The sequence below is a fragment of the Ramlibacter sp. 2FC genome (genome assembly GCF_005503345.1).
GTDB lineage: Bacteria > Pseudomonadota > Gammaproteobacteria > Burkholderiales > Burkholderiaceae_C > SCMQ01.
The window spans coordinates 1-25,947 of the sequence record NZ_SCMM01000060.1 but is presented as its reverse complement, the minus strand read 5'-3'; the positions used below and the strand labels follow the sequence as shown (position 1 = coordinate 25,947).

20 protein-coding genes and 2 pseudogenes are annotated in these 25,947 nt (G+C 69.8%); 11 read left to right on the top strand and 11 right to left on the bottom strand.

Features of this window, described 5'->3' with window-relative positions; all coding sequences use genetic code 11:
• The first annotated feature begins 110 nt into the window (after positions 1–110).
• Both FFS10_RS19790 and FFS10_RS19785 read left to right on the top strand, forming a co-directional pair.
• On the top strand, positions 111–1,787 hold the full coding sequence (locus FFS10_RS19790) for a bifunctional protein tyrosine phosphatase family protein/NAD(P)/FAD-dependent oxidoreductase (protein WP_137896321.1): 1,677 nt from the start codon (positions 111–113) through the stop codon (positions 1,785–1,787).
• Between the two features lie 3 nt (positions 1,788–1,790).
• The gene (locus tag FFS10_RS19785) at positions 1,791–3,524 is read left to right on the top strand and encodes a SulP family inorganic anion transporter (RefSeq protein WP_137896320.1); all 1,734 of its coding nucleotides are present in this window, start codon (positions 1,791–1,793) and stop codon (positions 3,522–3,524) included.
• A gap of 370 nt (positions 3,525–3,894) precedes the next feature.
• On the opposite strand, the pseudogene FFS10_RS19780 reads toward FFS10_RS19785, so the two are convergent.
• The 7 genes and pseudogenes from FFS10_RS19780 to FFS10_RS19750 all read right to left on the bottom strand — a co-directional run.
• Positions 3,895–4,696: pseudogene (locus FFS10_RS19780) on the bottom strand (IS110 family RNA-guided transposase); the annotation flags it as partial.
• 196 nt (positions 4,697–4,892) lie between these two features.
• Complete coding sequence (locus FFS10_RS19775; RefSeq protein WP_137896325.1) at positions 4,893–5,516, bottom strand: tyrosine-type recombinase/integrase; 624 nt, start codon at positions 5,514–5,516, stop codon at positions 4,893–4,895.
• 9 nt (positions 5,517–5,525) lie between these two features.
• Complete coding sequence (locus FFS10_RS23225; protein ID WP_249931365.1) at positions 5,526–6,074, bottom strand: recombinase family protein; 549 nt, start codon at positions 6,072–6,074, stop codon at positions 5,526–5,528.
• A 360-nt stretch (positions 6,075–6,434) separates the two neighbouring features.
• The gene (mltB, locus tag FFS10_RS19765) at positions 6,435–7,364 is read right to left on the bottom strand and encodes a lytic murein transglycosylase B (protein ID WP_249931368.1); all 930 of its coding nucleotides are present in this window, start codon (positions 7,362–7,364) and stop codon (positions 6,435–6,437) included.
• Positions 7,365–7,582: 218 nt separating this feature from the next.
• Positions 7,583–9,634: a transglutaminase TgpA family protein gene (locus tag FFS10_RS19760; RefSeq protein WP_249931367.1), complete on the bottom strand. Its 2,052-nt coding sequence runs from the start codon at positions 9,632–9,634 to the stop codon at positions 7,583–7,585.
• Between the two features lie 41 nt (positions 9,635–9,675).
• Complete coding sequence (locus FFS10_RS19755) at positions 9,676–10,629, bottom strand: DUF58 domain-containing protein (protein WP_137896318.1); 954 nt, start codon at positions 10,627–10,629, stop codon at positions 9,676–9,678.
• An 86-nt stretch (positions 10,630–10,715) separates the two neighbouring features.
• Positions 10,716–11,636 carry an AAA family ATPase gene (locus FFS10_RS19750; RefSeq protein WP_137896317.1) on the bottom strand — a complete coding sequence of 307 codons (921 nt, stop codon included), beginning with the start codon at positions 11,634–11,636 and terminating at the stop codon, positions 10,716–10,718.
• 89 nt (positions 11,637–11,725) lie between these two features.
• Between FFS10_RS19750 and FFS10_RS19745 the strand changes: the two genes are divergently transcribed.
• Together FFS10_RS19745 and FFS10_RS19740 are read left to right on the top strand one after the other, a co-directional pair.
• Complete coding sequence (locus tag FFS10_RS19745; protein ID WP_171016180.1) at positions 11,726–12,631, top strand: histone deacetylase family protein; 906 nt, start codon at positions 11,726–11,728, stop codon at positions 12,629–12,631.
• A 70-nt stretch (positions 12,632–12,701) separates the two neighbouring features.
• Complete coding sequence (locus FFS10_RS19740) at positions 12,702–13,976, top strand: mechanosensitive ion channel family protein (RefSeq protein ID WP_137896315.1); 1,275 nt, start codon at positions 12,702–12,704, stop codon at positions 13,974–13,976.
• 15 nt (positions 13,977–13,991) lie between these two features.
• On the opposite strand, the gene FFS10_RS19735 is transcribed toward FFS10_RS19740, so the two are convergent.
• The 3 genes from FFS10_RS19735 to FFS10_RS19725 form a co-directional block, all read right to left on the bottom strand.
• Positions 13,992–15,284 (bottom strand): TRAP transporter large permease, encoded by a 1,293-nt coding sequence (locus tag FFS10_RS19735; RefSeq protein WP_137896314.1) that lies wholly within the window; start codon positions 15,282–15,284, stop codon positions 13,992–13,994.
• A complete protein-coding gene (locus FFS10_RS19730) occupies positions 15,281–15,766 on the bottom strand; it encodes a TRAP transporter small permease (RefSeq protein WP_249931364.1) in 486 nt (161 codons plus the stop codon). The genes FFS10_RS19735 and FFS10_RS19730 overlap by 4 nt, the downstream gene beginning before the upstream one ends.
• Before the next feature lie 83 nt (positions 15,767–15,849).
• Positions 15,850–16,866 carry a TRAP transporter substrate-binding protein gene (locus tag FFS10_RS19725; RefSeq protein ID WP_137896313.1) on the bottom strand — a complete coding sequence of 339 codons (1,017 nt, stop codon included), beginning with the start codon at positions 16,864–16,866 and terminating at the stop codon, positions 15,850–15,852.
• Between the two features lie 286 nt (positions 16,867–17,152).
• Between FFS10_RS19725 and FFS10_RS19720 the strand changes: the two genes are divergently transcribed.
• The 5 genes from FFS10_RS19720 (at position 17,153) to FFS10_RS19700 (ending at position 22,921) form a co-directional block, all read left to right on the top strand.
• Complete coding sequence (locus FFS10_RS19720) at positions 17,153–17,902, top strand: electron transfer flavoprotein subunit beta/FixA family protein (protein WP_137896312.1); 750 nt, start codon at positions 17,153–17,155, stop codon at positions 17,900–17,902.
• 22 nt (positions 17,903–17,924) lie between these two features.
• On the top strand, positions 17,925–18,869 hold the full coding sequence (locus FFS10_RS19715) for an electron transfer flavoprotein subunit alpha/FixB family protein (RefSeq protein WP_137896311.1): 945 nt from the start codon (positions 17,925–17,927) through the stop codon (positions 18,867–18,869).
• Positions 18,870–18,952: 83 nt separating this feature from the next.
• Entirely contained in the window at positions 18,953–20,743 is a 1,791-nt protein-coding gene (locus FFS10_RS19710; RefSeq protein ID WP_137896310.1) for an acyl-CoA dehydrogenase, read from the top strand.
• A 97-nt stretch (positions 20,744–20,840) separates the two neighbouring features.
• Positions 20,841–21,794 (top strand): NAD(P)H-dependent flavin oxidoreductase, encoded by a 954-nt coding sequence (locus tag FFS10_RS19705; RefSeq protein ID WP_137896309.1) that lies wholly within the window; start codon positions 20,841–20,843, stop codon positions 21,792–21,794.
• Positions 21,791–22,921, top strand: a complete 1,131-nt coding sequence (locus FFS10_RS19700; protein ID WP_502702897.1) for an acyltransferase family protein — start codon at positions 21,791–21,793, stop codon at positions 22,919–22,921. Before FFS10_RS19705 ends, FFS10_RS19700 begins: the two co-directional genes overlap by 4 nt.
• A gap of 70 nt (positions 22,922–22,991) precedes the next feature.
• On the opposite strand, the gene FFS10_RS23040 is transcribed toward FFS10_RS19700, so the two are convergent.
• A complete protein-coding gene (locus FFS10_RS23040) occupies positions 22,992–23,516 on the bottom strand; it encodes a helix-turn-helix transcriptional regulator (RefSeq protein ID WP_171016179.1) in 525 nt (174 codons plus the stop codon).
• A 570-nt stretch (positions 23,517–24,086) separates the two neighbouring features.
• On the opposite strand from FFS10_RS23040, the gene FFS10_RS19690 reads away from it, so the two are divergent.
• Both FFS10_RS19690 and FFS10_RS19685 read left to right on the top strand, forming a co-directional pair.
• The gene (locus FFS10_RS19690) at positions 24,087–25,145 is read left to right on the top strand and encodes a hypothetical protein (RefSeq protein ID WP_137896307.1); all 1,059 of its coding nucleotides are present in this window, start codon (positions 24,087–24,089) and stop codon (positions 25,143–25,145) included.
• 18 nt (positions 25,146–25,163) lie between these two features.
• A pseudogene (locus tag FFS10_RS19685) lies at positions 25,164–25,947 on the top strand (hypothetical protein); the annotation flags it as partial.

The following is a 25,947-nucleotide window of genomic DNA, read 5'->3' as shown; positions in this document are numbered from 1 at the left end:
GCAACCAGGTGAACCACGCAATCAAGGCCGGATATAAGGACGCAGCCGACTTCTTCGCAGCACAACACAAATTCTTCTTGCTATCCGGGAGGCATCCATATAAGACAAGCATGGAACTGCGACAACTCACGGCCGAGCTATCGGTCGCGCCTCAAATCCGCCCGGACGACGTACGGGACTTGGCCGAGGCCGGCTACCGGGCCCTGATCTGCAACCGCCCCGACGGCGAGGGGCCCGACCAGCCCGGCTTCCAGGAAATCGGCCGCGCCGCCCGGGCGCATGGGCTGGCGGTGCGCTATCTGCCGGCCGAGTCCGGCAAGGTCAGCGACGAGCAAGGCCGAGCCTTCGGCGCCTTGCTCGACGAGCTGCCCAAGCCCATCCTCGCCTACTGCCGCACCGGCTTGCGCTCGACCACCATGTGGGCCCTGTCGCAGGCGGGCATGTTGCCCTTGCCGCAGATCATCGAGCGCGCCAGCGCCGCCGGCTATGACCTTCGAGGCGTGGTGCGGCGCATCGTCAACGGCGGCAAGACCCCGGTCGAAGTCGCCGATGCGAGCCACGCCGTCGTGATCGTTGGCGGCGGCGCCGCCGGCATCGCGGTGGCGTCCAGTCTGCTGGCCCGCGCCCCCGACCTGGACATCGCGATGATCGACCCGGCCGACATCCATTACTACCAGCCCGGCTGGACCCTGGTCGGCGGCGGCGTGTTCGACCCGGCGACCACCGCCAGAACCATGGCCTCGGTGCTGCCGCGCGGCGTGCACTGGATCAAGTCCGCGGTGGCGGCCTTCGAGCCGGAGCGCAACGCGGTGATCCTGGACGGCTGCCGCGTCGTCAGGTACGAGCAGCTGATCGTGTGTCCCGGCCTCAAGCTGGACTGGGGCGCCGTCGAAGGCCTGGCCGAGTTCCTGGGCCGCCATGGCGTCACGTCCAACTACCGCTACGACCTCGCGCCCTACACCTGGCAGATGGTGCAGCAGCTGCAGCGCGCCGGTGGCGGCCGGGCGGTCTTCACCCAGCCGCCCATGCCGATCAAATGCGCCGGCGCGCCGCAGAAGGCCATGTACCTCTCGGCCGACCAATGGCGGCGAGCGGGTGTTCTGGACCGGGTGGACATCCAGTTCTGCAACGCCGGCGCCGTGCTGTTCGGCGTGGCCGACTATGTGCCGGCGCTGATGGACTATGTGGGGCGCTATGGCATCCACCTGAACTTCGGCGAAACGCTGGTCGCTGTCGACGGCCCCCGCCAAGTCGCGCGCTTGCGGCGCGCCCAGGCCGATGGCAGCGCGGAGGAGATCGAGCGCGGCTTCGACATGCTGCACGTCGTGCCGCCGCAGAAGGTTCCCGACTTCGTGCGCGTCAGCCCGCTGGCCGACGCGGCCGGCTGGGTCGATGTGGATCGGCACACGCTGCAGCACAAGCGCTTTCCCAACGTGTTCTCCCTGGGCGACGCAGCCAACACGCCCAATGCCAAGACTGCGGCCGCGACGCGCAAGCAGGCGCCGACGGTGGCGCACAATGTGCTGGCGCTGCGCGGCGTCGCCCGCGGCGAGGCGCGCTACGACGGCTACGGCTCCTGCCCGCTGACGGTGGAGCGCGGCAGGATCGTGCTGGCCGAGTTCACCTATGGCGGCAAGCTGGCGCCCAGCTTCCCCGGCTGGTTCATCGACGGCACCCGGCCCTCGCGCCTGGCCTGGTGGCTCAAGGAGCGCATCCTCCCGCCGCTGTACTGGCAAGGCATGCTCAAGGGCCGCGAGTGGCTGGCCCAGCCCGAGATGCAGGGCTGAGCCATGAGGCGCTGGTGGCCCAGCCTTCCCTGCCTCGAATGGGGCCGGCAGTACACGCGCGCGACGCTGGTCGGCGACGCGGTGGCGGCCCTGATCGTCACCATCATGCTGATCCCGCAAAGCCTGGCCTACGCGCTGCTGGCTGGCCTGCCGCCCGAGGTGGGCCTTTACGCCAGCGTGGCGCCGCTGCTGCTCTATGCGGTGTTCGGCAGCAGCCGCGTACTGGCCGTGGGCCCGGTGGCCGTGGTGTCGCTGATGACGGCGGCCGCGATCGGCGACCTTGCCGCGCCGGAAACGCCCGCCTACTGGCAGGTGGCCATCACCCTGGCGTTCCTGAGCGGCGCCATGCTGCTGGCCATGGGCCTGCTGCGGCTGGGCTTTCTGGCCAACTTCCTGAGCCATCCCGTGATCTCTGGCTTCATCACCGCCTCGGGCCTGTTGATCGCCGCCAGCCAGCTCAGGACGCTACTGGGTGTCAAGGCCGAGGGGCACAACCTGCCGCAGTTGCTGTGGGCGCTGGCCCAGCAGTTGCCCCGGGCGCATGGGCTCACCCTCACTGTCGGCGCGGGCTGCGTGGCCTTCCTGTTCTGGGCGCGAAAGAGCGCCACGCGCCTGCTGCTTCGCCTGGGCCTGGCGCCGCTGGCGGCCGACATGCTGGCCAAGGCGGGGCCCGTGGGCGCGATCGCGCTGACAACCGGCCTGGCCTGGGCGCTGGACTGGTCCGGCCAGGGCCTGAAGATCGTCGGCCATGTCCCGCAGGGCCTGCCGCCGCTGACATGGCCGGCCTGGGACCCGGCGCTGTGGCGGCAGCTGGCGGTGCCCGCGCTGCTGATCGGCGTCGTGGGCTTCGTGGAGTCGGTCTCGGTCGGCCAGACCCTGGCGGCCAAGCGGCGCCAGCGCATCGGGCCCGACCAGGAGCTTGTGGCCCTGGGCGCCAGCAACCTCGCGGCCGCCTTCACCGGGGGCTTTCCGGTCACGGGCGGCTTCGCGCGCTCGGTGGTGAACTTCGACGCCGGCGCCCAGACGCCCGCGGCGGGTGTGTTCACGGCCCTGGGCCTGCTGGCCGCCTCGCTGCTTCTGACACCGGCGCTGCACTACCTGCCTCAGGCCACGCTGGCCGCGACCATCGTCGTCGCCGTGCTGTCCCTGGTGGACTTCGGCATGCTGCTGCGCACCTGGCGCTACGCCAAGGCGGACTTCGCCGCGGTCGCGGCCACGCTGGGGGGTACGCTGCTGCTCGGCGTGGAGCAGGGCCTGATGGTCGGCGTGACGCTGTCGCTCGCGCTCCACCTCCATCACAGCAGCCGCCCGCACATCGCTGAGGTCGGCCTGGTACCGGGCACCGAGTATTTCAGGAACGTGCGGCGCCATGCGGTCCAGACCTCGCCGCAGCTGCTGAGCCTGCGCGTCGACGAGAGCCTGTACTTCGCCAACGCCAGGGCGCTCGAGGACCGGGTCAACGACGAGGTCGCCGCCAACCCGCAGCTGCGCCACGTGGTGCTGCAATGCTCGGCCATCAACGACATCGATGCCAGTGCGCTGGAGAGCCTGGAGGCCATCGACCACCGGCTGCGCGAGGCCGGCATCTCGCTGCACCTGTCGGAGGTCAAGGGTCCGGTGATGGACAAGCTGCAGCGCACCGAGCTGCTGCGCTACTTGGGCCGTCGCGTGTACCTCACGCATTTCCAGGCGGTCAGCGCCTTGGCGCCGGACCTGGTCCATCATCCGCTGAACTGATTGTGTCACCACTTCCCTGAAGGTCTTCTCTCTGAAACCTCAGAAAGTGGTGATATTTTCCTTCAATGGATGGATAGGGAATCATCATGACGCGACGCGGGAGAGCTCTTCCGACACTGATATGGACGCTCCCGTCAAGGGGCACGGGATTGCGATATTTGGCCAGCGACAAGGGGTGATACGGCACAAGTCTGCTGCTGCGACGATGGATCAGACTGATGTCCGTGGGTTGGTTTCCACCGTGCATCGATCCGTCATGGAATCTGCCTCGCTCTAGTGGCGCAGGTTTCCCAAGGGGTTCTGTGGATAGTTTCGGTGAGGATTCTTCCTATCGTGATCGTGCCGTATCACCTCATGCCACTGGCGGAAACTATCGTGCTGCAGGTCTGGACGCCGCCTGTTGGGCGATGGCCCAGACAAATCCAGCCAACTCCCGCGCCACCACCACGCAGACCTTGTTGTCCTGCACGCCTCGGCTGGACAGTTGCGCGAACCGCCCGCACAAGCGCACCTGGGCCTTCCACGCGTGAGTACGGATGTCCGGCGGCAGCGCCTTGCTGCGGTCACGCAACTCGTTGCTGAGGCGCGCCGGGAGACGGTAGTTCCACGCCGCCTCGGTCAGCAGGCGCCGGGTGTGAGGGTTGCCGATCTTGGTGATCGAGCCGCGGCGCACGCTGTTCCCGCTGGAATGCTCCGAGGGCACGAGTCTGAGGTAGCCCATGAGCTGGCGCGCACTGCCGAAGCGGCCGATGTCCCCGATCTCGCAGACCAAGCCGATGGCGCTGACGGTGTCAATGCCGCGCAGCGCCCGCAGTGCCGCCACGACCGGCTCGAAGCGCCAGCCTTGGACTGCCTGCTGCGGCGCAGCCGTCAGCCGCTGCACGCGCTCCTCTGCCGCTTGCACTGCCAGTTGGTACTCCGTCAGCGCGATCTGGTCTGCTGCGTGGCCAAAGCGCTGATCTGCGATCAAGCGTTGATGCATCTTGGTCCAGGACGTCTTGCCGGCATAGCGTCGGTCCTGGCGCAGCAGGAATGCCTTGAGCTGTTGGCGCGCCTTCAGCCGCATGTTGACCGCGTCTTCGCGCGCCCGCCAGAGATTGCGCCTCGTGGGCTTCGTCGGGCATCCAGATGGCCTTGAGCTCGCCCGCCCGGGAGAGTTCGGCCACCCGCGCCGGCGCCAGGATCGCGAAGAACTCGCCCGTTTTCTCTCGGCGGTAGACGACGGTGGCGGTGCAGCGCATGCGCTGTGCCAGGTCGGCGGCGGACAGCTCCTGGCCGTCCTCCCAGTTCGCGGACGGCCGGCCTTTTCGAGTGCTGGCGGCAGCAGCGGGTCGACAGCGCCCGGGAGGGCGCTGTGAATGGGCTTTATCAGACCTCAAGTTGCTCCGCGAGGTCTAGCGCGTCGTCTACCTCGATACCCAAGTAGCGCACCGTGCTCTCGAGCTTGGTATGCCCGAGTAAGATTTGGACTGCCCGGAGGTTCTTGGTCTTCTTGTAGATCATCGACGCCTTGCTGCGCCGCATGGAGTGGGTTCCGTACTCCCTTGCGTCAAGTCCGATCTGATCTACCCATCCATGCAGGATCCGCGCGTACTGGCGGGTGCCAATGTGCGGGGACCGGTGAACTCGGCTGGGGAACAGGTAATCGTCTGGGCGCAGGCCAGCCTCACGAATCCACGCCTCGACGGCTTCCCGGGTGGTTGGCGTGATTTCGAACTGGACGGGTCGCTGGGTCTTGCGCTGCATGACGATGGCCCGATTCGCGACTCTGTCACCGTGGCAGACGTCCCTCACACGGATTGCGACGAGATCGCATCCTCGAAGCTTGCTATCGAAGCCAAGGTTAAACAGCGCGAGCTCCTTAATGCGACGCTGCATCTGAAGGCAAAGCCGGATCGCCCAGATGTCCTTCGGCTTGAGCGGCGCCTTTTGTCCAACCAGCTTGCCTTTGTTCCAGGGTTCACGCCTTGCGCTCGTGGTTATTGCATCCATCATGGTCTCCTAGGAAAGAGGACGGGGTTCCGTCCATCCAGCGAGACCAAGGCCACCCCTGGCACCCACCGGATCCATGACTGCGTACCAGCGTACTGCGGATTCAGCGGGAGGTCGAACTCCCGGCCAACAGCGGTCGCAGAGCCGCTGCCCCAATATCGGGCAATCTCCCTGGTCCTCAGACGGCAGGACCTGGCGGGCGCTGCCCAGCTTGCGGAAACGAGCGAAGATCAGCCGAATCGCCTCCTGCAGGCGCAAATCCGGATCGAACCCCAGGCCGATCTCCCGATGCCACACGTAGTCAATGAGAACGCTGATGCCCAGTTCACCGCGCTGGGCTTTGGCGCGGGCTGCATCGAACATGCGCGCCCTGAGTACACCGAGCTCGAACTCGCTGATACTGCCCTTCATGCCCAGCAACAGCCGATCGTTGGGGCGACACGGGTCGTAGACGCCATCCAGGTCAATGACCCAGGCCTCGACCAAGCCGCACAGCTCCAGGAGATGGTGCCAGTCTCGACCGTTGCGGGCCAGCCGCGAGGCGTCGAAACACAACACGGCGCCGACTTCCCCGGCACAAACCCGCGGCGGCGTGCCTCTTCAACCTAGTCGTACTGCCGGCGCTGGCTCTCCAGGTTGTTCTGAACCTGCGTCTGGGTGGATTCCAACTCACGCAGCTTCGTGCCACAAGAGTGGGTTTGCGGAACGCCGAACTCCGATTTCTCGACGACTTCTGCGAACGACGGGTTCCAAGGTGGACCGGTCGTTCGACCTGAAAATCGCCACGGGCGCCTTTGGGCACGTCTCGCCCTTTGACGGTCCGATCTTCGCCGCAACATCGCCCGTCGTTTTTCGGCCGTTCCCGCGCATAAGCTGGCCGGAGCACCGCTCACACTGGACTGAGCGGTAAACCCTGCCTCAACGCCCCATCGCCCCCGCCACCTCCCGCCCCAGCTCGATCACCGCCATTGCGTAGTAGCTGCTCCAGTTGTAGCGCGTGATGGCGTAGAAGTTCTCGGTGCCGGCCACGTAGCTGGGCGGGTCCTCGCCGTTCTGCAGCTCGATCAGGGCCAGCGGGCCCGGGTGTTTCTGCGCCTCGCCGTCGAGCAGTGCGCCCTTGGCGGCGAAGCTCTCCACGCTGAAGCTGGGCAGGATGTCGGGGGCGAGCAGGGCTTCCTTGTCCAGGCGGCCCTCGTCGAAGCGCACCGGGTAGTGGGTGGGCATGCCGGGCTGCCAGTTGAAGGCCTTGAAGTAGCTGGCGACCGAGCCGATGGCGTCGGCCGCGCTGCCGAACAGGTCGATGCGGCCGTCGCCGTCGAAGTCGACCGCGTAGCGCACCCAGCTGGTGGGCATGAACTGCGGCATGCCCATGGCGCCGGCGTAGCTGCCGCGCGGCGCCAGCGGGTCCATGCCGCTGCGGTGGCTGAGGCTGAGGAACTGCTCGAGCTCGCCGCGAAAGAAGGCCTGGCGCTCGGCCGCGCGCGGGTGCTCGGCAGGGAAGTCGAAGGCCAGCGTGGACAGGGCGTCGAGCACGCGGAAGTTGCCCATCTGCTGGCCGTAGATGGTCTCCACGCCGATGATGCCGACGATGATCTCGGCCGGCACGCCGTATTCCTGCTCGGCGCGCGCCAGGGTCTCGCGGTGGGCCTGCCAGAAGCGCACGCCGGCGCGCACGCGCAGCGGGTCGATGAAGCGGCTGCGGTAGGCGCGCCAGTTCTTGGCGGTGCCGGTGGGCGGCGGCAGCATGAGGCGCGGCACCGAGGGCAGGAAGGCGGCCTGGCCTATGGCCTGGCGCACCCATTCGCGGTTCAGGTCGCGCCGCTCGGCCAGGTCGTCGGCAAAGCGCATCACCTCTTCGCGGGTGGCATAGGCCGGGCCCTGCACGGGCTCGCGGACGCCATTGCGCGGCGAAAACTGAACCTTCTTGAGTTGCAGTTTCTTCTTGGGGGCCTTCTGAGGCGTGCGGGCGGCGGCGCCGGTGGCGAGGGCCAGGGCGGTGGCCAGCAGCAGGGTCTTGGCAAGGGGGCGCAGGGGCAGTCGTAGCGAGAGCGGCATGGGATGGGCGGTCAACGGGGCCAGGGCAGTTTTCTGAATTCTCGACGCAGTGTAGCGAGGCCAGGGCGAGGGCTGTCGGCCGCGCCGGGGGCGTAGCGCAGGCGCTCCAGGCGCAGCAGCCAGTCCTGCAGGGCCTGGCGCTGCGTGGGGGGCAGCGGCTGCAGCGCGCGCGCCAGCTCGCGCGGCGGCGCCTGGGCGGGCAGGGCCAGGCCGGCGGCGGCCAGGCGCTGGCGCGCGCGCGCCAGCAGGCGCAGCCAGGGGTCCTGGCGCCGGCGCTCGAGCAGGGTCCAGGCGGCGGCGCCCAGGCTGGCGGCCACGACGATGGCAATCAGCAGCAGGCCCAGGTCCTGCCAGTTGGGCGAGCTGAAGCCCAGGCGCTTGAGCAGGTCCAGCTGCTTGCTCTGCGTGTAGTTCAGCACCCACTGGTTCCAGCCGTTGTTCAGCGCCTCCCAGGCCGCGCGCAGGCTGGCCGCGAGGTCGGGGCTCACCTGGCCCAGCACCGCGGCCACGGCGCCGGGCGCCGGCGTGAGGCGCTGGAAGGCGCCGGTGCGGCCCGGGGCCACGGCCGAGGTCGGGTCCACGCGCTGCCAGCCGCGGCCGGCCAGCCAGACCTCGGCCCAGGCATGGGCGTCGCTTTGCCGCAGCACCCAGAAGCCGTCCACCGGGTTGCGCTCGCCGCCCTGGTAGCCGGTGACGATGCGCGCGGGAATGTCCATGGCGCGCATCAGCACCACGAAGGCCGAGGCGATGTGCTCGCAAAAGCCCTGCTTGCGGTCGAACCAGAATTCGTCCGCGCTGTGCTCGCCGTAGACGCCGGGCTCCAGGGTGTAGAGGTAGCCGCCGCTGCGCAGCCGGTCCAGCGCCGCGCGCACCAGGGCCGCGTCGCCTTGGTCGCCGTGGGCGCGCCGCAGCTCGGTGGCCCATTGCAGGGTGCGCGGGTTGAAGCCGGGCGGCAGCTCGCGGTACTCGGGCCACAGGGCCGCGGCGCTGAGCGGGCCGTGGCGGAACACCGGATGGCTTTCGGCGCGGTAGCGCACCAGGTCGGTGATGGGCTGGCTGGCGATCCACTGCAGCTCGGCGGTCATGAAGCTGGACAGGCCCGGCAGGGTGGGCGGCAGGGCGGCGGCGTCGAGCACGAACAGCCAGGGACGGTTGCTGGGCTCCAGCGTCACCTCGTAGCGCACCGGGGCGCCCAGCGGCTGCAGGTTGGCGCGGCCCCCCAGGCCGGGCGAAAAGCGCGAGCCCAGGCGCGGCTGCAGCGGCCGCCATTCGCGGCCGTCGAACTGGCTGAGCACCGGGCCGCGGAAATACAGGTCCTGCTGGGGCGGCACCGGCCCGTCGAAGCGCACGCGCATGGCAATGCTTTCGTCCAGCGCCAGGCGCGCGAGGTTGCCGACCTGCATGCTGGCCGACAAGCCGCTGCGCCCGCTCATGGCGTCGCCGGGGATGCCCCACAGCGGCGGCAGGCGCGGAAACAGCAGGAACATGAGGGCCATGACCGGCGCACCCCACAGCGCCAGGCTGCCGGCGGTCTTCATGGCCTGTACCAGCGGCGGGCGGCCCACCGGCAGGTGGGCGTTGACCAGCGCGGTCAGCAAGCCCAGCAGCGCCACCAGCATGGCCGCGGCCGTGGGCAGCGACTGCGAGTAGAAGAAGTTGGTGAGCATGGTGAAGAAGCCCAGGAAGAACACCACGAAGGCGTCGCGCCGCGCGCGCAGCTCCAGGGTCTTGAGCGTGAGCAGCACCACGATCAGCGTCACGCCGGCGTCGCGCCCGAGCAGGGTGCGGTGGGTGGCGTAGGTGGCGCCCAGGGTCAGGGCCAGCAGGCCCAGCAGCCACCAGCGGCCCGGCAGCGGCCGGGCGGCGACGGCCAGCCAGCCGCGCCAGGCCAGCACGCCCGCGGCCAGGGCCCCGCACCAGGGGGGCAGGTTGCCCAGCTGCGGCAGGATCACCCAGGCGATCACGGCCAGCAGGAACAGGGTGTCGCGCGCCTCGCGCGGCAGGTGGGACCTCGGTCCGGCGCCGGGCCGCCCCAAGCCGGGCTGCGCCCCCTCGGGGGGCAGCGAGGACACGAAGTGCCGAGCGTGGGGGGCGTCATTCCGGCTCAGCATCTTGCCAAGGCCTCCAGGCATTGGCGCTTGTGGGCCTCGCCCGCGGCGGGGGCGATCTCCTGCCCGGGCAGGCGCAGGCCGTAGCTCAGGCCCAGGCGGTCGGCCGCCAGCACCCAGGCGCACAGGCGCGACAGGCGCGCTTCCGTCTCCCTGGGGCCGGCCTGTTCCCAATCCAGCCAGAGCTCCTGGGACGGAGCCGGCGGGCTGTCGCGGCTGACCAGTTCGTCGGCCCGGGCGAACTTTTTCCAGACCACGCGCTTGAGCGGATCGCCGCGCCGGTAGCTGCGCACGCCGTCGAAGTCGCCGTCGGGCTGCGCCGGGGCGCTGGCCGAGACCGCGCCACGCGCCTGGCCCGGCGGCAGCGGCGGGGCCGGGAATTCGGGCGCCGGGTAGACCAGCAGCGGCGCGGCCGGGCGCCACAGGGTCCAGACATGGAACACGCCGAGCGGAAAGCGGGTTTCGGCGCACAGGGCGGGCAGGCGCTGCGGCCCGCGCTGCGCCGGGGTGAAGCCCAGGTGGACCACGGCGCTGCCCTGGGCCGGCACGTCGGTCCAGGCGCGCTGCGGCTGCTCCAGCAGGCCCAGGCCGATGGCGTGGCGCGGCGCGCGACGCTCGCTCGAGAGGCTTAGCTCGAGCTCGGCGGCGCTGCCCGCGAAGCAGGGCGGCGGCGGCGCCAGGTGCAGGGTGAGGCCGCGCAGCGTGGCGTGGCCGCTGTGCATGCTGGCCAGCGCGCTGCCGGCGAGCAAAAAGGTCAGCAGGTAGCCGAGGTTGAGTTGGTAGTTGATCGAGGCCACCAGCAGCACCGCCAGCGTGGCGGCCAGCATCCAGCCCGCGCGCGTGGGCAGGATGTAGACGTTGCGCTGGGTCAGGCTCAGCGTGTCGGTGGCAGGCAGGCGCGCCAGCCACCAGCGCCGCCAGCCCTCGCGCAGGCGCCGGGCTGCCTTCACTCAGGCCTCCTGCCGGGCCGCCCCAAAGGAGGCCTGGGCCCCCTCGGGGGGCAGCGAATACACGAAGTGATGAGCGTGGGGGCGTTTCATGCCAGCGGCACCGCCTCGATCAGCGCGCGCACCTGCTCGACCGCGCCGCGGCCGGCGTCGCGCACCGGCACCAGGCGGTGCGCGATGCACTGCGGCAGGATGGCCTGCACGTCGTCCGGCGCCACGTAGTCGCGCCCGGCCAGCAGGGCCTGCGAGCGCGCGACGCGCACCACGGCCATGCCGGCGCGCGGGGACAGGCCCTGCAGGAACCAGCGGCCCGAGCGCGTGGCGGCGATCAGGTCCTGCACGTAGTCGAGCAGCGGCTCGGCCACGTGCACGCGCTGCACGGCCTGCTGCAGTTGCATGAGCTCGGCCGCCGTGAGCAGGGGAGGCAGCTGGGCCACGAGGTCGCGCCGGTCGCTTCCGGCCAGCAGGCTGCGCTCGGCCGCGCGGTCCGGGTAGCCGAGCGAGATGCGCATCAGGAAGCGGTCCAGCTGCGACTCGGGCAGGGCATAGGTGCCGAGCTGGTCGTGCGGGTTCTGCGTGGCGATCACGAAGAAGGGCGAGGGCAGGGCGCGGGTCTCGCCTTCCACCGTGACCTGCTTTTCCTCCATGGCCTCGAGCAGGGCGCTCTGGGTCTTGGGGCTGGCGCGGTTGATCTCGTCGGCCAGCAGCAGTTGGGCGAACACCGGGCCCGGGTGGAACACGAAGGCCTCGCGGCCGCGCTCGTAGACCGAGACGCCGGTCAGGTCGCTGGGCATGAGGTCGGCCGTGAACTGCACGCGCGAGAACTGCAGGCCGAAGGTGCGCGCCAGGGCATGGGCCAGCGTGGTCTTGCCCACGCCGGGCACGTCCTCGATCAGCAGGTGTCCCCCGGCCAGCAGGCAGGCCACACAGTCCCGTACCTGGTCCGCCTTGCCCACCATCACCGTGTTAAGCTGATCCAGAATGGATCCGAGTTTTTCTTGTGCGTCCATGGCGTGACCTTATCTGAAAAGCGGAGGCGGGGGCGATCATCGTGAACCGGACGGGCTATTACACCCACAGGGACTGCTGGCGACACGAGATGGGCGAGGGCCACCCCGAATGCCCGGCGCGGCTGGACGCGATCGAGGACCGGCTGCTCGTGACGGGCGTGGGCGATGCGCTGCAGCGCCGCGAGCCGACGCCGGCCTCGCTGGACGAAATCGAGCTGGCGCACGGGCGCATGCATGTCGCGGCGCTGCGCGGCCTCAGCGCGCAGCTGCGCGAGGACATGCAGGCCGGCGGCCCGGCCCATGTGCAGATCGATCCCGACACCGCGCTCAACGTCCACACCTGGGACGCGGCGCTGCGCGCGGCCGGCGCGGCGCTAGACGCCACCGACGCGGTGCTGGCCGGCGAGCTGGAGAACGCCTTCTGCGCCGTGCGCCCGCCGGGCCACCATGCCTGCCGCGACAAGGCCATGGGCTTTTGCTTCTTCAACAACGTGGCGATCGCCGCCAAGTACGCGCTGGAGCGCCATGGCCTGCAGCGCGTGGCCATCGTCGATTTCGACGTGCACCATGGCAACGGCACCGAGGACATCGTGGCCGGGGACGAGCGCATCCTGATGGTGAGCTTCTTCCAGCACCCGTTCTACCCCGAGGGCGGTGCGCGCTCCAGCGCGGCCAACCTGGTCAACGTGCCGGTGCCGGCCTACACGCGCGGCATGGCGGTGCGCGAGCTGATCGAGCTGATGTGGCTGCCGCGCCTGGAGGCGCACCGGCCCGAGATGATCTTCATCAGCGCCGGCTTCGACGCCCACCGCGACGACGACCTGGGCCAGATGGGCCTGGTCGAGCAGGACTACACCTGGATCACCTCGCGCATCAAGGACGTGGCGCGGCGCTTTGCCAAGGGGCGCATCGTGAGCTGCCTGGAGGGCGGCTACAACCTCGATGCGCTGGCGCGCAGCGTCGAGGCCCATGTGCGCGTGCTGGCCGACCTGTAGCGGCCACGCCGTCAAGCCGCGGCCACGGGTTTGGGCCAAAATCGGCGCATGACCCAAGCCGCCATCGACTATGAGTAACAGCGCACCGATCCGCATCGACGACCTGGACGCCTGGCTGGCCGCGCTGCAGCACCCGAGCTCGCTGATCGAGCTGGCGGCCATCGCGCTGTGCGCGCTGCTGGCCTGGGGCCTGGTGAGCCTGCTGCGCCGCACCACCGTGGTGTCGGACGAGCACTCCATCCTGTTTGGCCGCAGGCTGGTCGACGGCGCGCTGTTTCCGCTGCTGCTGCTGGGGCTGAGCTTCGTGGCGCGCGCCGCGATCGCGCGCTGGCTGCCGGTGGTCTTGCTCGAGGTGGCGGTGCCGGTGTTCATGGCCTTGGCGGCGATCCGCGTGGGGGTGAAGGTGCTGCAGGTGGCGTTCGGCGGCGCGCCCTTCGTGCGCCTGCTCGAGCACAGCATTTCCTGGGTGGCCTGGCTGGCCATGGTGCTCTGGGTCAGTGGCCTGCTGCCGCTGGTGCTGGAGGAGCTGGACCAGATCGGCTGGAAGGTGGGCGGCACCCGGCTGTCGCTGCGCACCATGATCGAGGGCACGCTCACGGCCGGCGTGGTGCTGATCATCGCGCTGTGGATCTCCTCGGCCATCGAGGCGCGGCTGCTGCGCCGGGCGACCGGCAGCGAGCTGTCGCTGCGCAAGGCGGTGAGCAACGCGACGCGCGCCCTGCTGATGTTCGTCGGCCTGCTGCTGGCGCTGACGGCGGTGGGCATAGACCTCACGGCGCTGTCGGTGCTGGGGGGCGCGATCGGGGTGGGCATCGGCTTCGGCCTGCAGAAGCTGGCGGCCAACTACGTCAGCGGCTTCGTGATCCTGGCCGAGCGCAGCATGCGCATCGGCGACAACGTGCGCGTGGACAACTTCGAGGGCCGCATCACCGACATCAAGGCGCGCTACACGCTGATCCGCTCGCTGACGGGGCGCGAGTCCATCGTGCCCAACGAGATGCTGATCACCAGCCGCGTGGAGAACCTCTCGCTGGCCGACCGCGAGGTCTGGCAGTCGACGGTGGTCTCGGTGGCCTACGGCAGCGACGTCGACCAGGTGATGGCGCTGCTGCGCGATGCCGCCTTGGCCCAGCCGCGCGTGCTGCGCGAGCCCGCGCCGAACGCCGCGCTGTCGGCCTTCGGGCCGGACGGACTGGAGTTCACGCTGGGCTACTGGATCCTGGACCCGGAGAACGGCCAGCTCAACCTGCGCTCGCTGATCAACTTGGCCATCCTGCAGGCGCTGCGCGAGCACGGCATCGAGATTCCGTTCCCGCAACGCGTGCTCCACCAGCGCGCGGGCTGAGCGCGGCAGGCGCCCTCAGTCCATGAACGAGGGCAGCCACAGGCTGAGCCAGGGAAAGGCCAGCAGCAGGGCCAGGGTGATGACCTGCACCAGCACGAACGGGCCCACGCCGCGGAAGATGCTGGCCAGCCCGACCTTGGGCAGCAAGGTGTTGAGCACGAACAGATTCATGCCCACCGGCGGCGAGACCAGGCCGATCTGTATCACCATCACGATCAGCACGCCGAACCAGACCGGATCGAAGCCCAGCGAGACCACGATGGGGAAGAACAGCGGTATGGTCAGCAGCACCATGGTCAGCTCTTCCATCACCGTGCCCAGGATCACGTAGATCAGCATCATCGCCGCGACGATCATGACCGGCGACAGGCCCAGGTGGGTGATCCATTCCTTGAGGTCGCCGGGCATGCTGGTGAAGTTCACGAAGTTGGCGAACACCGTGGCAGCGATCAGCAGCGTGAACAGCATGGCCGTGGTGCGCGCCGACTCGACCAGCACCTCGTAGAGCGAGCGCCAGCTCAGCGCGCGGCGCGCCAGCGCGAACAGGAAGGCGCCGGCCGCGCCCACGCCCGCGCCCTCGGTGGCGGTGAAGATGCCGCCGTAGATGCCGCCCAGCACCAGGATGACCAGCAGCAGCACGCCCCAGATGCCGCGCAGCGCGACCCAGCGCTCGGTCCAGGATGCCCGTTCGCCCGCCGGGGCGTGCTCGGGATCGCGCGAGGTGACGATGACGACGGCCAGCATCAGCAGTGCCGCGGTCAGCAGGCCCGGCAGCACGCCGGCGGCAAACAGCTTGCCGATGTGGGTCTCGGTCACGATGCCGTAGATCACCATGATGGTGGAGGGCGGGATCATGATGCCCAGGGTGCCGCCGGCGGCGATCACCCCGGTGGACAGCGCATCGCTGTAACCCAGCTTCTTCATCGACGGGTAGGCCACCTTGCTCATGGTCGCCGCGGTGGCGATCGAGGAGCCGCAGATGGCGCCGAAGCCGGCGCAGGCCGCGATGGTGGCGTGGGCCAGGCCGCCGCGCACATGGCCGATGAACACGTAGGCCGCGTGGAACAGCTCGTGCGCCAGGCCGGCGCGCGCCACGAAGTTGCCCATCAGGATGAACAGCGGGATCACCGACAGCGTGTAGGCGAAGCCGGTCTCGTAGACCACCTGGGCCGTGCTGGCCAGCGCCGGCTGCCAGCCGCGCGTGAGGCCAATGCCCACGATGCCGACCAGGCCCATGGCGAAGGCCAGCGGCACGCGCAGCAGCGCCAGGCCGAAGATGGCGGCGAATCCGATCAGGGCCTCGGTCACAGCGCGCCTCCCTCGGCTTCCTCGTCCTGCGCCGCGGGGCGCAGCAGCAGGCTCAGGTGCACCAGGCCGGTGACGACGCAGCAGACGCCCATGCCGTAGACGAAGGGCGCCTTGGCGATCTGCAGCTGCGCCGTGGTTTCGCCACTGGCGGCGAAGTCGGCGCCGGCGCCCCACATCAGCCAGCCCAGGGCCAGCATGACCAGCGCGCACAGCAACTGCACGGCCGCGCGCTGCAGGCGCTTGAGGCCGGCGGGCAGGTAGGCGTCCAGCGAGTCGAACACCACATGCTCGCCGCGGCGCGAGACCAGCGGCAGGGCCGAGAAGATCACGACCACCATCAGCAGTTCGGTCAGCTCCAGCGAGCCCGGGATGGAGTTGGCGAGCAGCTTGCGTCCGCCCACGTCGAAAAAGGTCAGTGCCATGATGGCGAACAGCGCGGCCGCCGAGAGCAGGCCGCAGGCGGTGTCGAGGATCTTGTTCAAGTCGGGGGTCCAGTCCAGTCGTGAAAAGAAAGACGCGGCGCTCACCGGGCGTGAGCGCCGCGTCGGGACGCAGGGATGCGCGCTTACTTCTGCAGCTTGGCGATTTCGGCGCGGTACTCGGCCAGCACCTTGGCCGCGTCCTTCAGGCCCTTGGCCTCGGCGTCCTTGACCCATTTCTGCTCGAGCGCGCTGGTCTTGGCCTTCACGTCGGCCACGAACTTGGCGTCGGCCTTGACCATCTGCACGTTGTTGGCCTGCATCAGCGCGATGCCGCGGCGGTCCACCTTGTCCCAGCCGCGGCCATAGATGCGCGCCGCGACCTCGCCCGAGATGGCGTCCACGGCCTTCTTCTCCTCGGCGCTCAGCTTGTCGTACCTGGCCGGGTTCATCATGAAGACGAAGCTGGTGTTGTACAGGCCGCCCGGGAAGAAGGTGGCGTGCTTGATGAGCTTGTCGATCTTGAACGATTCGGTGGACTCGGCGGGGAACAGCGTGCCGTCCATGACGCCGCCCGACAGCAACTCGTAGGAGTCGGTGGCGGGCTTGAGCGTCACGTTCATGCCCAGCGTCTTGGAGATCTCGTTGACCATGCCGCCGCCCACGCGGAACTTGAGGCCGCCGAGGTCCTCGACCTTGGCCACCGGCTTCTTGGTGTTGAACACGATGCCGGGCCCGTGCGTGAAGTAGGCCAGCACCTTCACGCCCTGGTGCTCCTGCGCGAACTGCGGGTGCTTCATCGCCACCTTGTTGAAGGCCACGCACATGGTTTCGGCGTTGTCGCCGAGGAAGGGCAGTTCGGCCATCTGGGGCAGCACGAAGCGGCCCGGCGTGTAGCCATGCACGGTGAACGAGATGTCGGCCAGGCCGTTCTTGACCGCGTCGTAGGTGCCCGGCGGGGCCGAGACGGCGCGCGGCAGGATGTTGCACTTCATCTTGCCCGCGGTGTTCTGCTCCAGCAGCTCGCACCACTCCTTCTGCGCCAGGCTCAGGCTGTGCGAGGGCGGCACCCAGGAGGATGCGGTCAGCACGGTCTGTGCGCCGGCCAGTCCTGCCGTCAGCGCAGCCGCGGTGGCGATCAGGGTCTTGCTTGTGCGTTTCATGAGCGGGTCTCCGGTGGGGTTTTGTTGCGCTGCCGACTGTAACGGGGGGGCCAGGCTTTCCATGTCCAGACTTACCCGAATTAACCGACTGTTCGGTCGGTTAACGAGCTGTCGTCGCCCCGACAGACCCAGCCGGGTCCGGCGTCTAAACTCAAGGCCGATGGTTCGTATAATCCCCGTAAAAAGAACGACCGTTCGATTTTTTGGGCATGTAGCAGCCTAGAATGTGACGTTTACGTCAACGTCAACTGAATCAACCCTTTTGCAACGATCCGGAGAGACAGTCATGAAAATCCTCGTCCCCGTCAAACGCGTGGTCGACTACAACGTCAAGGTGCGCGTCAAGAGCGACGGCAGCGGCGTCGACCTGGCCAACGTCAAGATGAGCATGAACCCCTTCGACGAGATTGCCGTCGAGGAGGCCGTGCGCCTCAGAGAAAAAGGCGTGGCCACCGAGGTCATCGCCGTCTCCTGCGGCGTGGCCCAGTGCCAGGAAACCCTGCGCACCGCCATGGCCATAGGTGCCGACCGCGCCATCCTGGTCGAGACGAATGAAGAACTGCAGCCCCTGGCCGTGGCCAAGCTGCTGGCGGCCCTGGTCGAGAAAGAAAAACCCGGCCTGGTGATCCTGGGCAAGCAGGCCATAGACGACGACGCCAACCAGACCGGCCAGATGCTGGCGGCTCTCGCCGAGCTGCCCCAGGCCACCTTCGCCTCCAAGGTGGAAGTGGCGGGCGACAAGCTCAGCGTCACGCGCGAGATCGACGGTGGCCTGGAAACCCTGTCCCTGTCCCTGCCCGCCGTGGTCACCACCGACCTGCGCCTGAACGAGCCGCGCTACGTGACGCTGCCCAACATCATGAAGGCCAAGAAGAAGCCGCTGGACAACGTCAAACCGGAAGAGCTCGGCGTCGATGTGACCCCGCGCCTGAAGACCCTGAAGGTCGCCGAGCCGCCCAAGCGCGGCGCCGGCATCAAGGTGCCCGACGTCGCCACCCTGGTGGACAAGCTCAAGAACGAAGCCAAGGTCATCTGAGGCAAGGAACAGGAGAAACACCATGACCGCACTCGTCATTGCCGAACACGACAACGCCACCATCAAGGGCGCCACCCTCAACACCGTCACCGCCGCGGCAGAAATCGCCAAGCTGGGCGGCGGCGAGGTCCATGTGCTGGTGGCAGGCCACAACGCAGGCTCCGCCGCCCAAGCCGCCGCAAGAATAGCCGGCGTCGCCAAGGTGATCCACGCCGACGGCGAAGCCCTGGCCCATGGCCTGGCCGAGAACATCGCCGCCCAGGTGCTGGCCCTGGCACCGGCCTACAGCCACATCCTGTTCCCGGCGACGGCCGGCGGCAAGAACGTCGCCCCGCGCGTGGCCGCCAAGCTGGACCTGGCCCAGGTCAGCGAGATCACCAAGGTGGTCAGCCCCGACAGCTTCGAGCGCCCGATCTACGCCGGCAACGCGATTGCCACCGTGCAGAGCCTGGACGCCCAGAAGCTGATCACCGTGCGCAGCACCGGCTTCGACGCCGCGGATGCCCAAGGCGGCAGCGCCGCCATCGAGACCATTGCCGCAGCCGCCGACAGCGGCAAGAGCAGCTTCGTGTCCAGCGAGATCGCCAAGAGCGAGCGCCCCGAGCTGACCGCGGCCAAGATCGTGGTCTCGGGCGGCCGGGCCCTGGGATCGGCCGAGAAGTTCAACGAAGTCATCACGCCGCTGGCCGACAAGCTGGGCGCGGCGATCGGCGCGAGCCGGGCGGCGGTGGACGCGGGCTACGCCCCCAACGACCTGCAGGTCGGCCAGACCGGCAAGATCGTGGCGCCGCAGCTGTACATCGCCTGCGGCATCTCGGGTGCGATCCAGCACCTGGCGGGCATGAAGGATTCCAAGGTGATCGTGGCGATCAACAAGGACCCGGAGGCGCCGATCTTCAGCGTCGCCGACTATGGGCTGGAGGCCGATCTGTTCCAGGCCGTGCCCGAACTGGTCAAGGCGCTGTAAGCGCCGTCAGGCGCACAAGGGCATCGTTCGCGATGCCCTTTTCTTGTCCGGGTGCTTCCGGACGACATTGGAGGAGACCGAGGATGAGCTACACCGCTCCCGTCAAGGACATGCTGTTCAACATCGAGCACCTGGCCCGCATCGACCAGGTTGCGCAGATGCCGGGTTTCGAGGAGGCCGGCCTCGAGACGGCCCAGGCCGTGCTCGAGGAATGCGCCAAGTTCAACGAGGGCGTGGTCGCGCCGCTGAACTGGGAGGGCGACCAATACCCCTCGAGCTTCCACGACGGCAAGGTCACGACCACGCCGGGCTTCAAGGAGGCCTTCCAGCAGTACGCAGCGGGCGGCTGGCAGGGCCTGCAGCACCCGGTGGACTTCGACGGCCAGGGCCTGCCCAAGACCATAGGCGCGGCCTGTGGCGAGATGCTCAATTCCGCCAACCTGAGCTTCGCCCTGTGCCCGCTGCTGACCGACGGCGCCATCGAGGCGCTGCTGACCGCGGGCAGCGAGCAGCTCAAGGCCAGCTACCTGTCCAGGATGGTTTCCGGCCAATGGACCGGCACCATGAACCTGACCGAGCCCCAGGCCGGCTCGGACCTGGCCCTGGTGCGCAGCCGCGCCGAGCCGCAGGCCGACGGCAGCTACCGTGTCTTCGGCACCAAGATCTTCATCACCTACGGCGAGCACGACCTGACCGAGAACATCGTGCACCTGGTGCTGGCGCGCGTGCAGGGCGCGCCCGAGGGCGTCAAGGGTATCAGCCTGTTCGTTTGCCCGAAGTTCCTGGTCAACGCCGACGGCACGCTGGGCGCGCGCAACGACGTGCACTGCGTGAGCATCGAGCACAAGCTCGGCATCAAGGCCAGCCCCACGGCCGTGCTGCAGTACGGCGACCATGGCGGTGCCATCGGTTATCTGGTGGGCGAGGAAAACCGCGGCCTCGAGTACATGTTCATCATGATGAACTCGGCACGCTACGCCGTCGGCGTGCAGGGCATTGCGGTGGCCGAGCGCGCCTACCAGAAGGCCGTGGGCTACGCGCGCGAGCGCGTGCAGAGCCGCCCGGTCGACGGCAGCCTGCCGGGCAGCGCGCCCATCATCCACCATCCCGACGTGCGCCGCATGCTGATGACCATGCGCGCGCTCACCGAGGGCAGCCGCGCCATGGCCAGCGTGGCCGCCGCGGCCTACGACCTGGCGCACCACCATCCCGAGCCGGCCACCCGCAAGCAGAACGCGGCCTTCTACGAATTCATGGTGCCGCTGGTCAAGGGCTTCTCCACCGAGATGAGCCTGGAAGTGACTTCCCTGGGCGTGCAGGTGCACGGCGGCATGGGCTTCATCGAGGAAACCGGCGCCGCGCAGTACTACCGCGACGCGCGCATCCTGACCATCTACGAGGGCACGACGGCGATCCAGGCCAACGACCTGGTGGGCCGCAAGACCGCGCGCGACGGCGGGCAGACGGCCCGTGCCATCGCGGCCCAGATCGAGGCCACCGAGGCCCAGCTGCTGAACAATGGCAGCGGCGAGGCCGAGGCCGTGGCGCGGCGCCTCAAGGCCGCGCGCGAGGCCTTCCTCGAGGCCGTGGACTTCGTGGTCGGCCATGTGAAGGCCGACCCCAACGCCGTGTTCGCCGGCAGCGTGCCCTACCTGATGCTGGCGGGCAACCTGGTCGCCGGCTGGCAGCTCGCGCGCGCGCTGCTGGTGGCGCAGGAGCAGGCGGCCGAGGGCCAGGACCTGGCCTTCATGAAGGCCAAGATCGTGACCGCGCGCTTCTATGCCGACCATCTGCTGACCCGCGTGCCGGGGCTGCGCGACGCCATCGTCGACGGCGCCGCGAGCGTGATGGCGCTCGCGCCCGACGGTTTCTGAACCTGCGGCGCATGGCCTGGCGGCTGTCGCCCCCTCGACAGGGGCGCGGTCGCCTGCAGCGCGAGAATTGAACGTCCTGCAAGTTCCGGAAAACACCATGTCCAAGCTGCCCCCCACGCTCGCCCGTCTGCCGTTCCCGGTGATCGGCTCGCCGCTGTTCATCATCAGCAATCCCAAGCTCGTCATCGAGCAGTGCAAGGCCGGCATCGTCGGCGCCATGCCGGCGCTCAATGCGCGCCCGGCCGCGCAGCTCGACGAGTGGCTGGCCGAGATCACCGAGACCCTGGCGGCCTGGAACCGCGACCATCCCGAGCAGCCGGCCGCGCCGTTCGCGATCAACCAGATCGTGCACAAGAGCAACGACCGCCTGGAGCACGACATGCAGGCCTGCGCCAAGTACAAGGTGCCGGTCGTCATCACCTCGCTGGGCGCGCGCGAGGACGTGAACCAGGCCGTGCACGACTGGGGCGGCGTGGTGCTGCACGACATCATCAACAACCGCTTCGCGCGCAAGGCGATCGAGAAGGGCGCCGACGGCCTGATCGCGGTGGCCGCCGGTGCCGGCGGCCATGCGGGCGTGAAGAGCCCGTTCGCGCTGGTGCAGGAGATCCGCCGGTGGTTCGACGGCCCGCTCGCCCTGTCCGGCTCGATCGCCTCGGGTGACGCCATCCTCGCGGCCCAGGCCATGGGGGCGGACTTCGCCTACATAGGCTCGGCCTTCATCGCCACGCACGAGGCGCGCGCCATCGACGCCTACAAGCAGGCCATCGTCGAGGCCGACTCCGACGAGATCGTCTACAGCAGCCTGTTCACCGGCGTGCACGGCAACTACCTCAAGGCCTCGATCCGTGCCGCGGGCCTGGACCCGGACAAGCTGCCCGAGTCCGACCCCAGCAAGATGAACTTCGGCGGCGATGCCAAGAAGGCCTGGAAGGACATCTGGGGTGCCGGCCAAGGCATAGGCGCGATCACCGAGGTGGTCAGCACGGCCGAGCTGGTGGCGCGCTTCAAGCGCGAGTACCAGGCGGCGCGCCAGCGCCTGGCGCTGTGAACCTGCGGCCCGAGACGCACGCGCGGCCGCTGGCGCCCGAGGCGACCCGGCTGTTCGCGGTGGACCTGCTGAAGGCGATCGGCTGCGTGCTGATCGTCTGGCACCACCTGGCTTTCTACGGGCCGATGTCGGACATCGCCTATCCGCTCGCGCCGGGCCTGATCGCCTGGCTGTACGACTACGGCCGCATGGCGGTGCAACTGTTCCTGGTGGCCGGGGGCTTCCTGGCGGCGGCGCAGCTCGCGCCGCAGGGCGCCGCCGCGCCGCAGCAACCCCTGCGCCTGATCCTGCGCCGCTACCTGCGCCTGGTGCTGCCGCTGGCGGCGGCGCTGGCGCTGGCCGTGGCGGCCGCTGCTGCCGTGCGTCCCTGGCTGGACCACGACTCGGTGCCGGCCGCGCCCAGCCTGGGGCAGCTGCTCGCCCATGCCCTGCTGCTGCAGGACCTGCTGGGCATGGAGGCCTTGTCGGCCGGGGTCTGGTACGTGGCGATCGACCTGCAGCTCTACGCGATGGCGGTGCTGCTGCTCGTCCTGGGGGCGGCCTGGCGCGGCGCGCTGCTGGTGCTCCTGCTGACAGCCCTGTCCCTGTTCTGGTGGAACCGCCTGCCGGCGCTGGACGTGAGCGGGCTGTATTTCTTCGGCGCTTACGGCCTGGGCATGCTGGCGTACTGGATCGCCCATTCGCGCCGGCCTCTGCAGGGTGCCCTGGCCCTGGCCGTGCTGGGCGGGGCCGCGCTGGCCCTGGATTTTCGCGCGCGCATCGCGCTGGCGCTGGCGACCGCGCTGCTGCTGGTCTGGGCCGCCACGCGGGCCACCGACCCCGGGCGCGCAGCGGCGGCCGCCTGGCGCCGGGGGGTGAGCGCGCTGGCGCGCATCTCGTACTCGGTCTTCCTGGTCCACTTCCCGGTCGGCCTGCTGGTCAACGCCCTGGTGGCGCGGGCCTGGCCGTCCCAGCCGCTGGCCAACGCGCTGGGCATGCTGGCGGCCTTCGTCCTGTCGCTGGCCGCGGGTTGGGCGCTGTACCAGGGCCTGGAGCGCCGCCGCGCCACCCTGCGTGCCGTGCTGGCTGCGCAGGCGGGGCTGCTGCTGGGCGGCATGGCGGCGCTGCTGCTGGCCGCTGACGCCTGACCCCTGCCGGCTATCCCGCCGCCTGCGCGCGTCCCGGGCTGGCGAACGCAGGGATCGGGGGCCGGCCGGCTCAAGCCCCGTCCGGGCCCTTGTGCTTGAAGGCCTGCGCGTAGCGGTAGACCATCGCGCCGCGCGAGCGCACGCCGAGCTTGCAGTAGATGGTCTTGAGGTAGGAGCGCACGGTGAACTCGCTCAGGCGCAGCCGGGCCGCGACCTGCTTGGTCAGGCAGCCCATGCAGATCAGCTGCACGATCTGCAGCTCACGGTTGGTCAGCAGCCGGCACACGTCGTCCGGCACCAGGGTGGGGTCGTGCTCGGGGGCCGACGGCGCCTCCTGCTTGACGAGCACGTAGCGGTGCCCATCGAGTTCGAAGTTCGCCAGCTCGTCGCGGGCATAGCTGAGCTTGGGCTGGCTGCCGTTGCGGGACGTGCTGATCTTGGGCAGCACGCCGTCGACGCACAGCAGGTGGCAGGTCTGGCCCGCGATGTCGATGCAGGCGACCTCGCAAGGCGCCGCAGCAGCGCCCTGCGCCACACCGGCCTTGCCTCTCGACTCGTCTGTGGCCCCGTGCTGCGCGATGCGGTCGCCAGTCATCGCCGCCACGGCCAACGACAGGACGCGCCGAGGAAGCGACGTTCGCCGCGCACGGTCGCACGGTGGCGAAGCCGGGTGTCGAGCGGTCTGTTGTTCATGGCCCCTCCCTTGCAGACGAACCGCCCGCGCATGGGCTGGCGCAAGCGAGCATGCACATGGGCATGCAACCGGGACCTTGCCTGTCGGGCAGCCAAGCGACGCGCATCCCGGGTGGTGATGCCGCCTGGCCTGGTCGCGGATTTTCAGTTTCAGCGCTCGTACACGTGCTGTCAACATTCGTTGCATATGGATGCATACGCCCGTTTGCGGGGGTGTATCCGCGGGCATTCATGTGCCTGCGCCAAGGCGTGCGCGCCACGCCGGGCTGGCCTTGGCATGGGCGCGCATCGGCCCGGCCACGCATGCGCCGGCCGGTTTGTCCCCGCGACAAGGCGGATTGCGGCGCCTGGCTCCGCTGCCTAGGCTTTGCTCTACGCACACGTGGCCCGGCCGGCTGGCCGCACCGGGCCGGCATCCCGCCGAGGCCACGCGGCTTGCGCCCACCTGGACATTCAGCGACGGAGGCATTCGATGGACGGACCTTTCGACAACGACGCAATGGACGAAATCGACGCGGCCGAGACGGACATCGACAGCCCCGAGGCCTTCGACGCCTCCGAGACCGACGACAGCCCCGGGAGCCTGGGCGACGGCTTCGACGAGGCCGGCGACGCCTGGATGGCCGAAGGCGGCGAGGGCTTCGGCGAAGGCGCCGACGACATGGCGGTGTGGGATGCCTTCGAGGAGGAGATCGCCGACGGCCTCGACGCCGCCAGCGAGGACGAGTTCCTCGGCCGGCTGCTCGGCGGCCTGGGCCGCGCGGCCGGTGTCGCGGGCCGCGGCCTGGGCGGCGCGGCCCAGGTGGCGCAGCGCGCGCGCGGCCTGGCCGGTCGCAGCTCCTCGGCGGCCACGGCCGCGGCCAGGCTGGCGCGCATGCTGGGCGCCGGCGGCGTGGCCAGCGGCCTCGACCAGATCGGCCGCGGCGCGCGCACGGCGCAGGGCATGGCCGGCCGGCTGGGCCGCGCGGCCGGCGGCGCGCAGGGCCTGTTCGCGCAGATCAGCCAGCTGATGGGCGGCGGCAACGAGTTCGACGACTTCGACGCCATGGCCGAGCTGTATGCCGAGGAGGGCGTCGACGAGGCGCTGCCCGCGGCGGTGGCGCTGGCCGCCCGCGCCGCGGCGCGGGGCCTGGGCTTGCCCAACGTGAGCCAGCTGGGCCAGGCCGGCCGGCGCGCGCTGGTGCGCGGCGTCGCGGCGGCGGCGCGCGAGCTGGTGCGGCGCCAGGGCCCGCGCGCGGTGCAGGCGCTGCCGCGGCTGGCCCATTCGGCCGCCCGCGTGGCCGCGCGCAGTGCAGGTACGCCGCAGCGCGCCGCGCAGGCGGTGCGGCGTGGACTGCCGCGCACGGCGCAGCGCGTGGCGCAAAGCCCGCGCACCCTGCGCCGCCTGGCACAGCCGGCGGGCGGCCGCCGCCCCGTGGCGCCGCTGGCGCGGCCGACCCAGCTCGGCCGCGGCCTGCCCTCGCAGCGCCTCGCGGGCCCCCGTACCTTTGAGATCGATGGACCCGTCACCCTGACGGTCAAGCCCCGTTAATCCTCCCAGGAGAGCACCATGGACCGATTCGAAGCCGATGTGATGGATGACCTGATGTCCGACGCCGCCGAAGGCCCGTCGCGTCAGGCCTTTGACGACGATGCCTATGACGAATTCGACGGGTTCGACGAATTCGACGGCGCCGACGAGGGCGACGACGAGTTCCTCGGCCGGCTGCTCGGCGGCATAGGCCGCGTGGCCGGCGGCCTGATGGGCGGCGGCGGCGAGGGTTTCGACGAGGACGAGGGCTTCGACGAGTACGACGAGTACGACAGCCCCAACGCCTGGGACGAGGGCGACGCGATCGACGCGGGCGACGAGGCCTGGGACGACGCCGACGCGATGGAGGAGGCGGTGGCCGAGGCCATGGACGCCGGCGACAGCGACGAGTTCTTCAGCCGCCTGCGCCGCATCGCCGGCGGCGCCATGCGCGGGCTGCGCAGCGTGGGCCGCGGCGTCGGCAGCGCGGCGCGCGTGATCGGCCCGCTGGCCAGCATGATCCCGCTGCCCCAGGCGCAGATGATAGGCCGCATCGCCAACGTGGCCGGCCGCCTGCTGGCCGATGGCGCCGACGAGTTCGAGGCCTTCGACGAATTCGTCGACGGGCTGGACGAGGACGGCATAGACGCCGCCGCGCCGGTGCTGGCCGGCATGGTGATCCGGCGCGCCCTGCCCACGGTGGCGCGCGTGGCGCGCCCGGTGCGCCGCGCCGCGGTGCGCAGCGTCACGCGCGCGATCCGCACCGCGGTGCGCCGCCAGGGCCCGCCGGCCGCGCGCGCCGTCGCGCGCGCGGTGCGCGCCA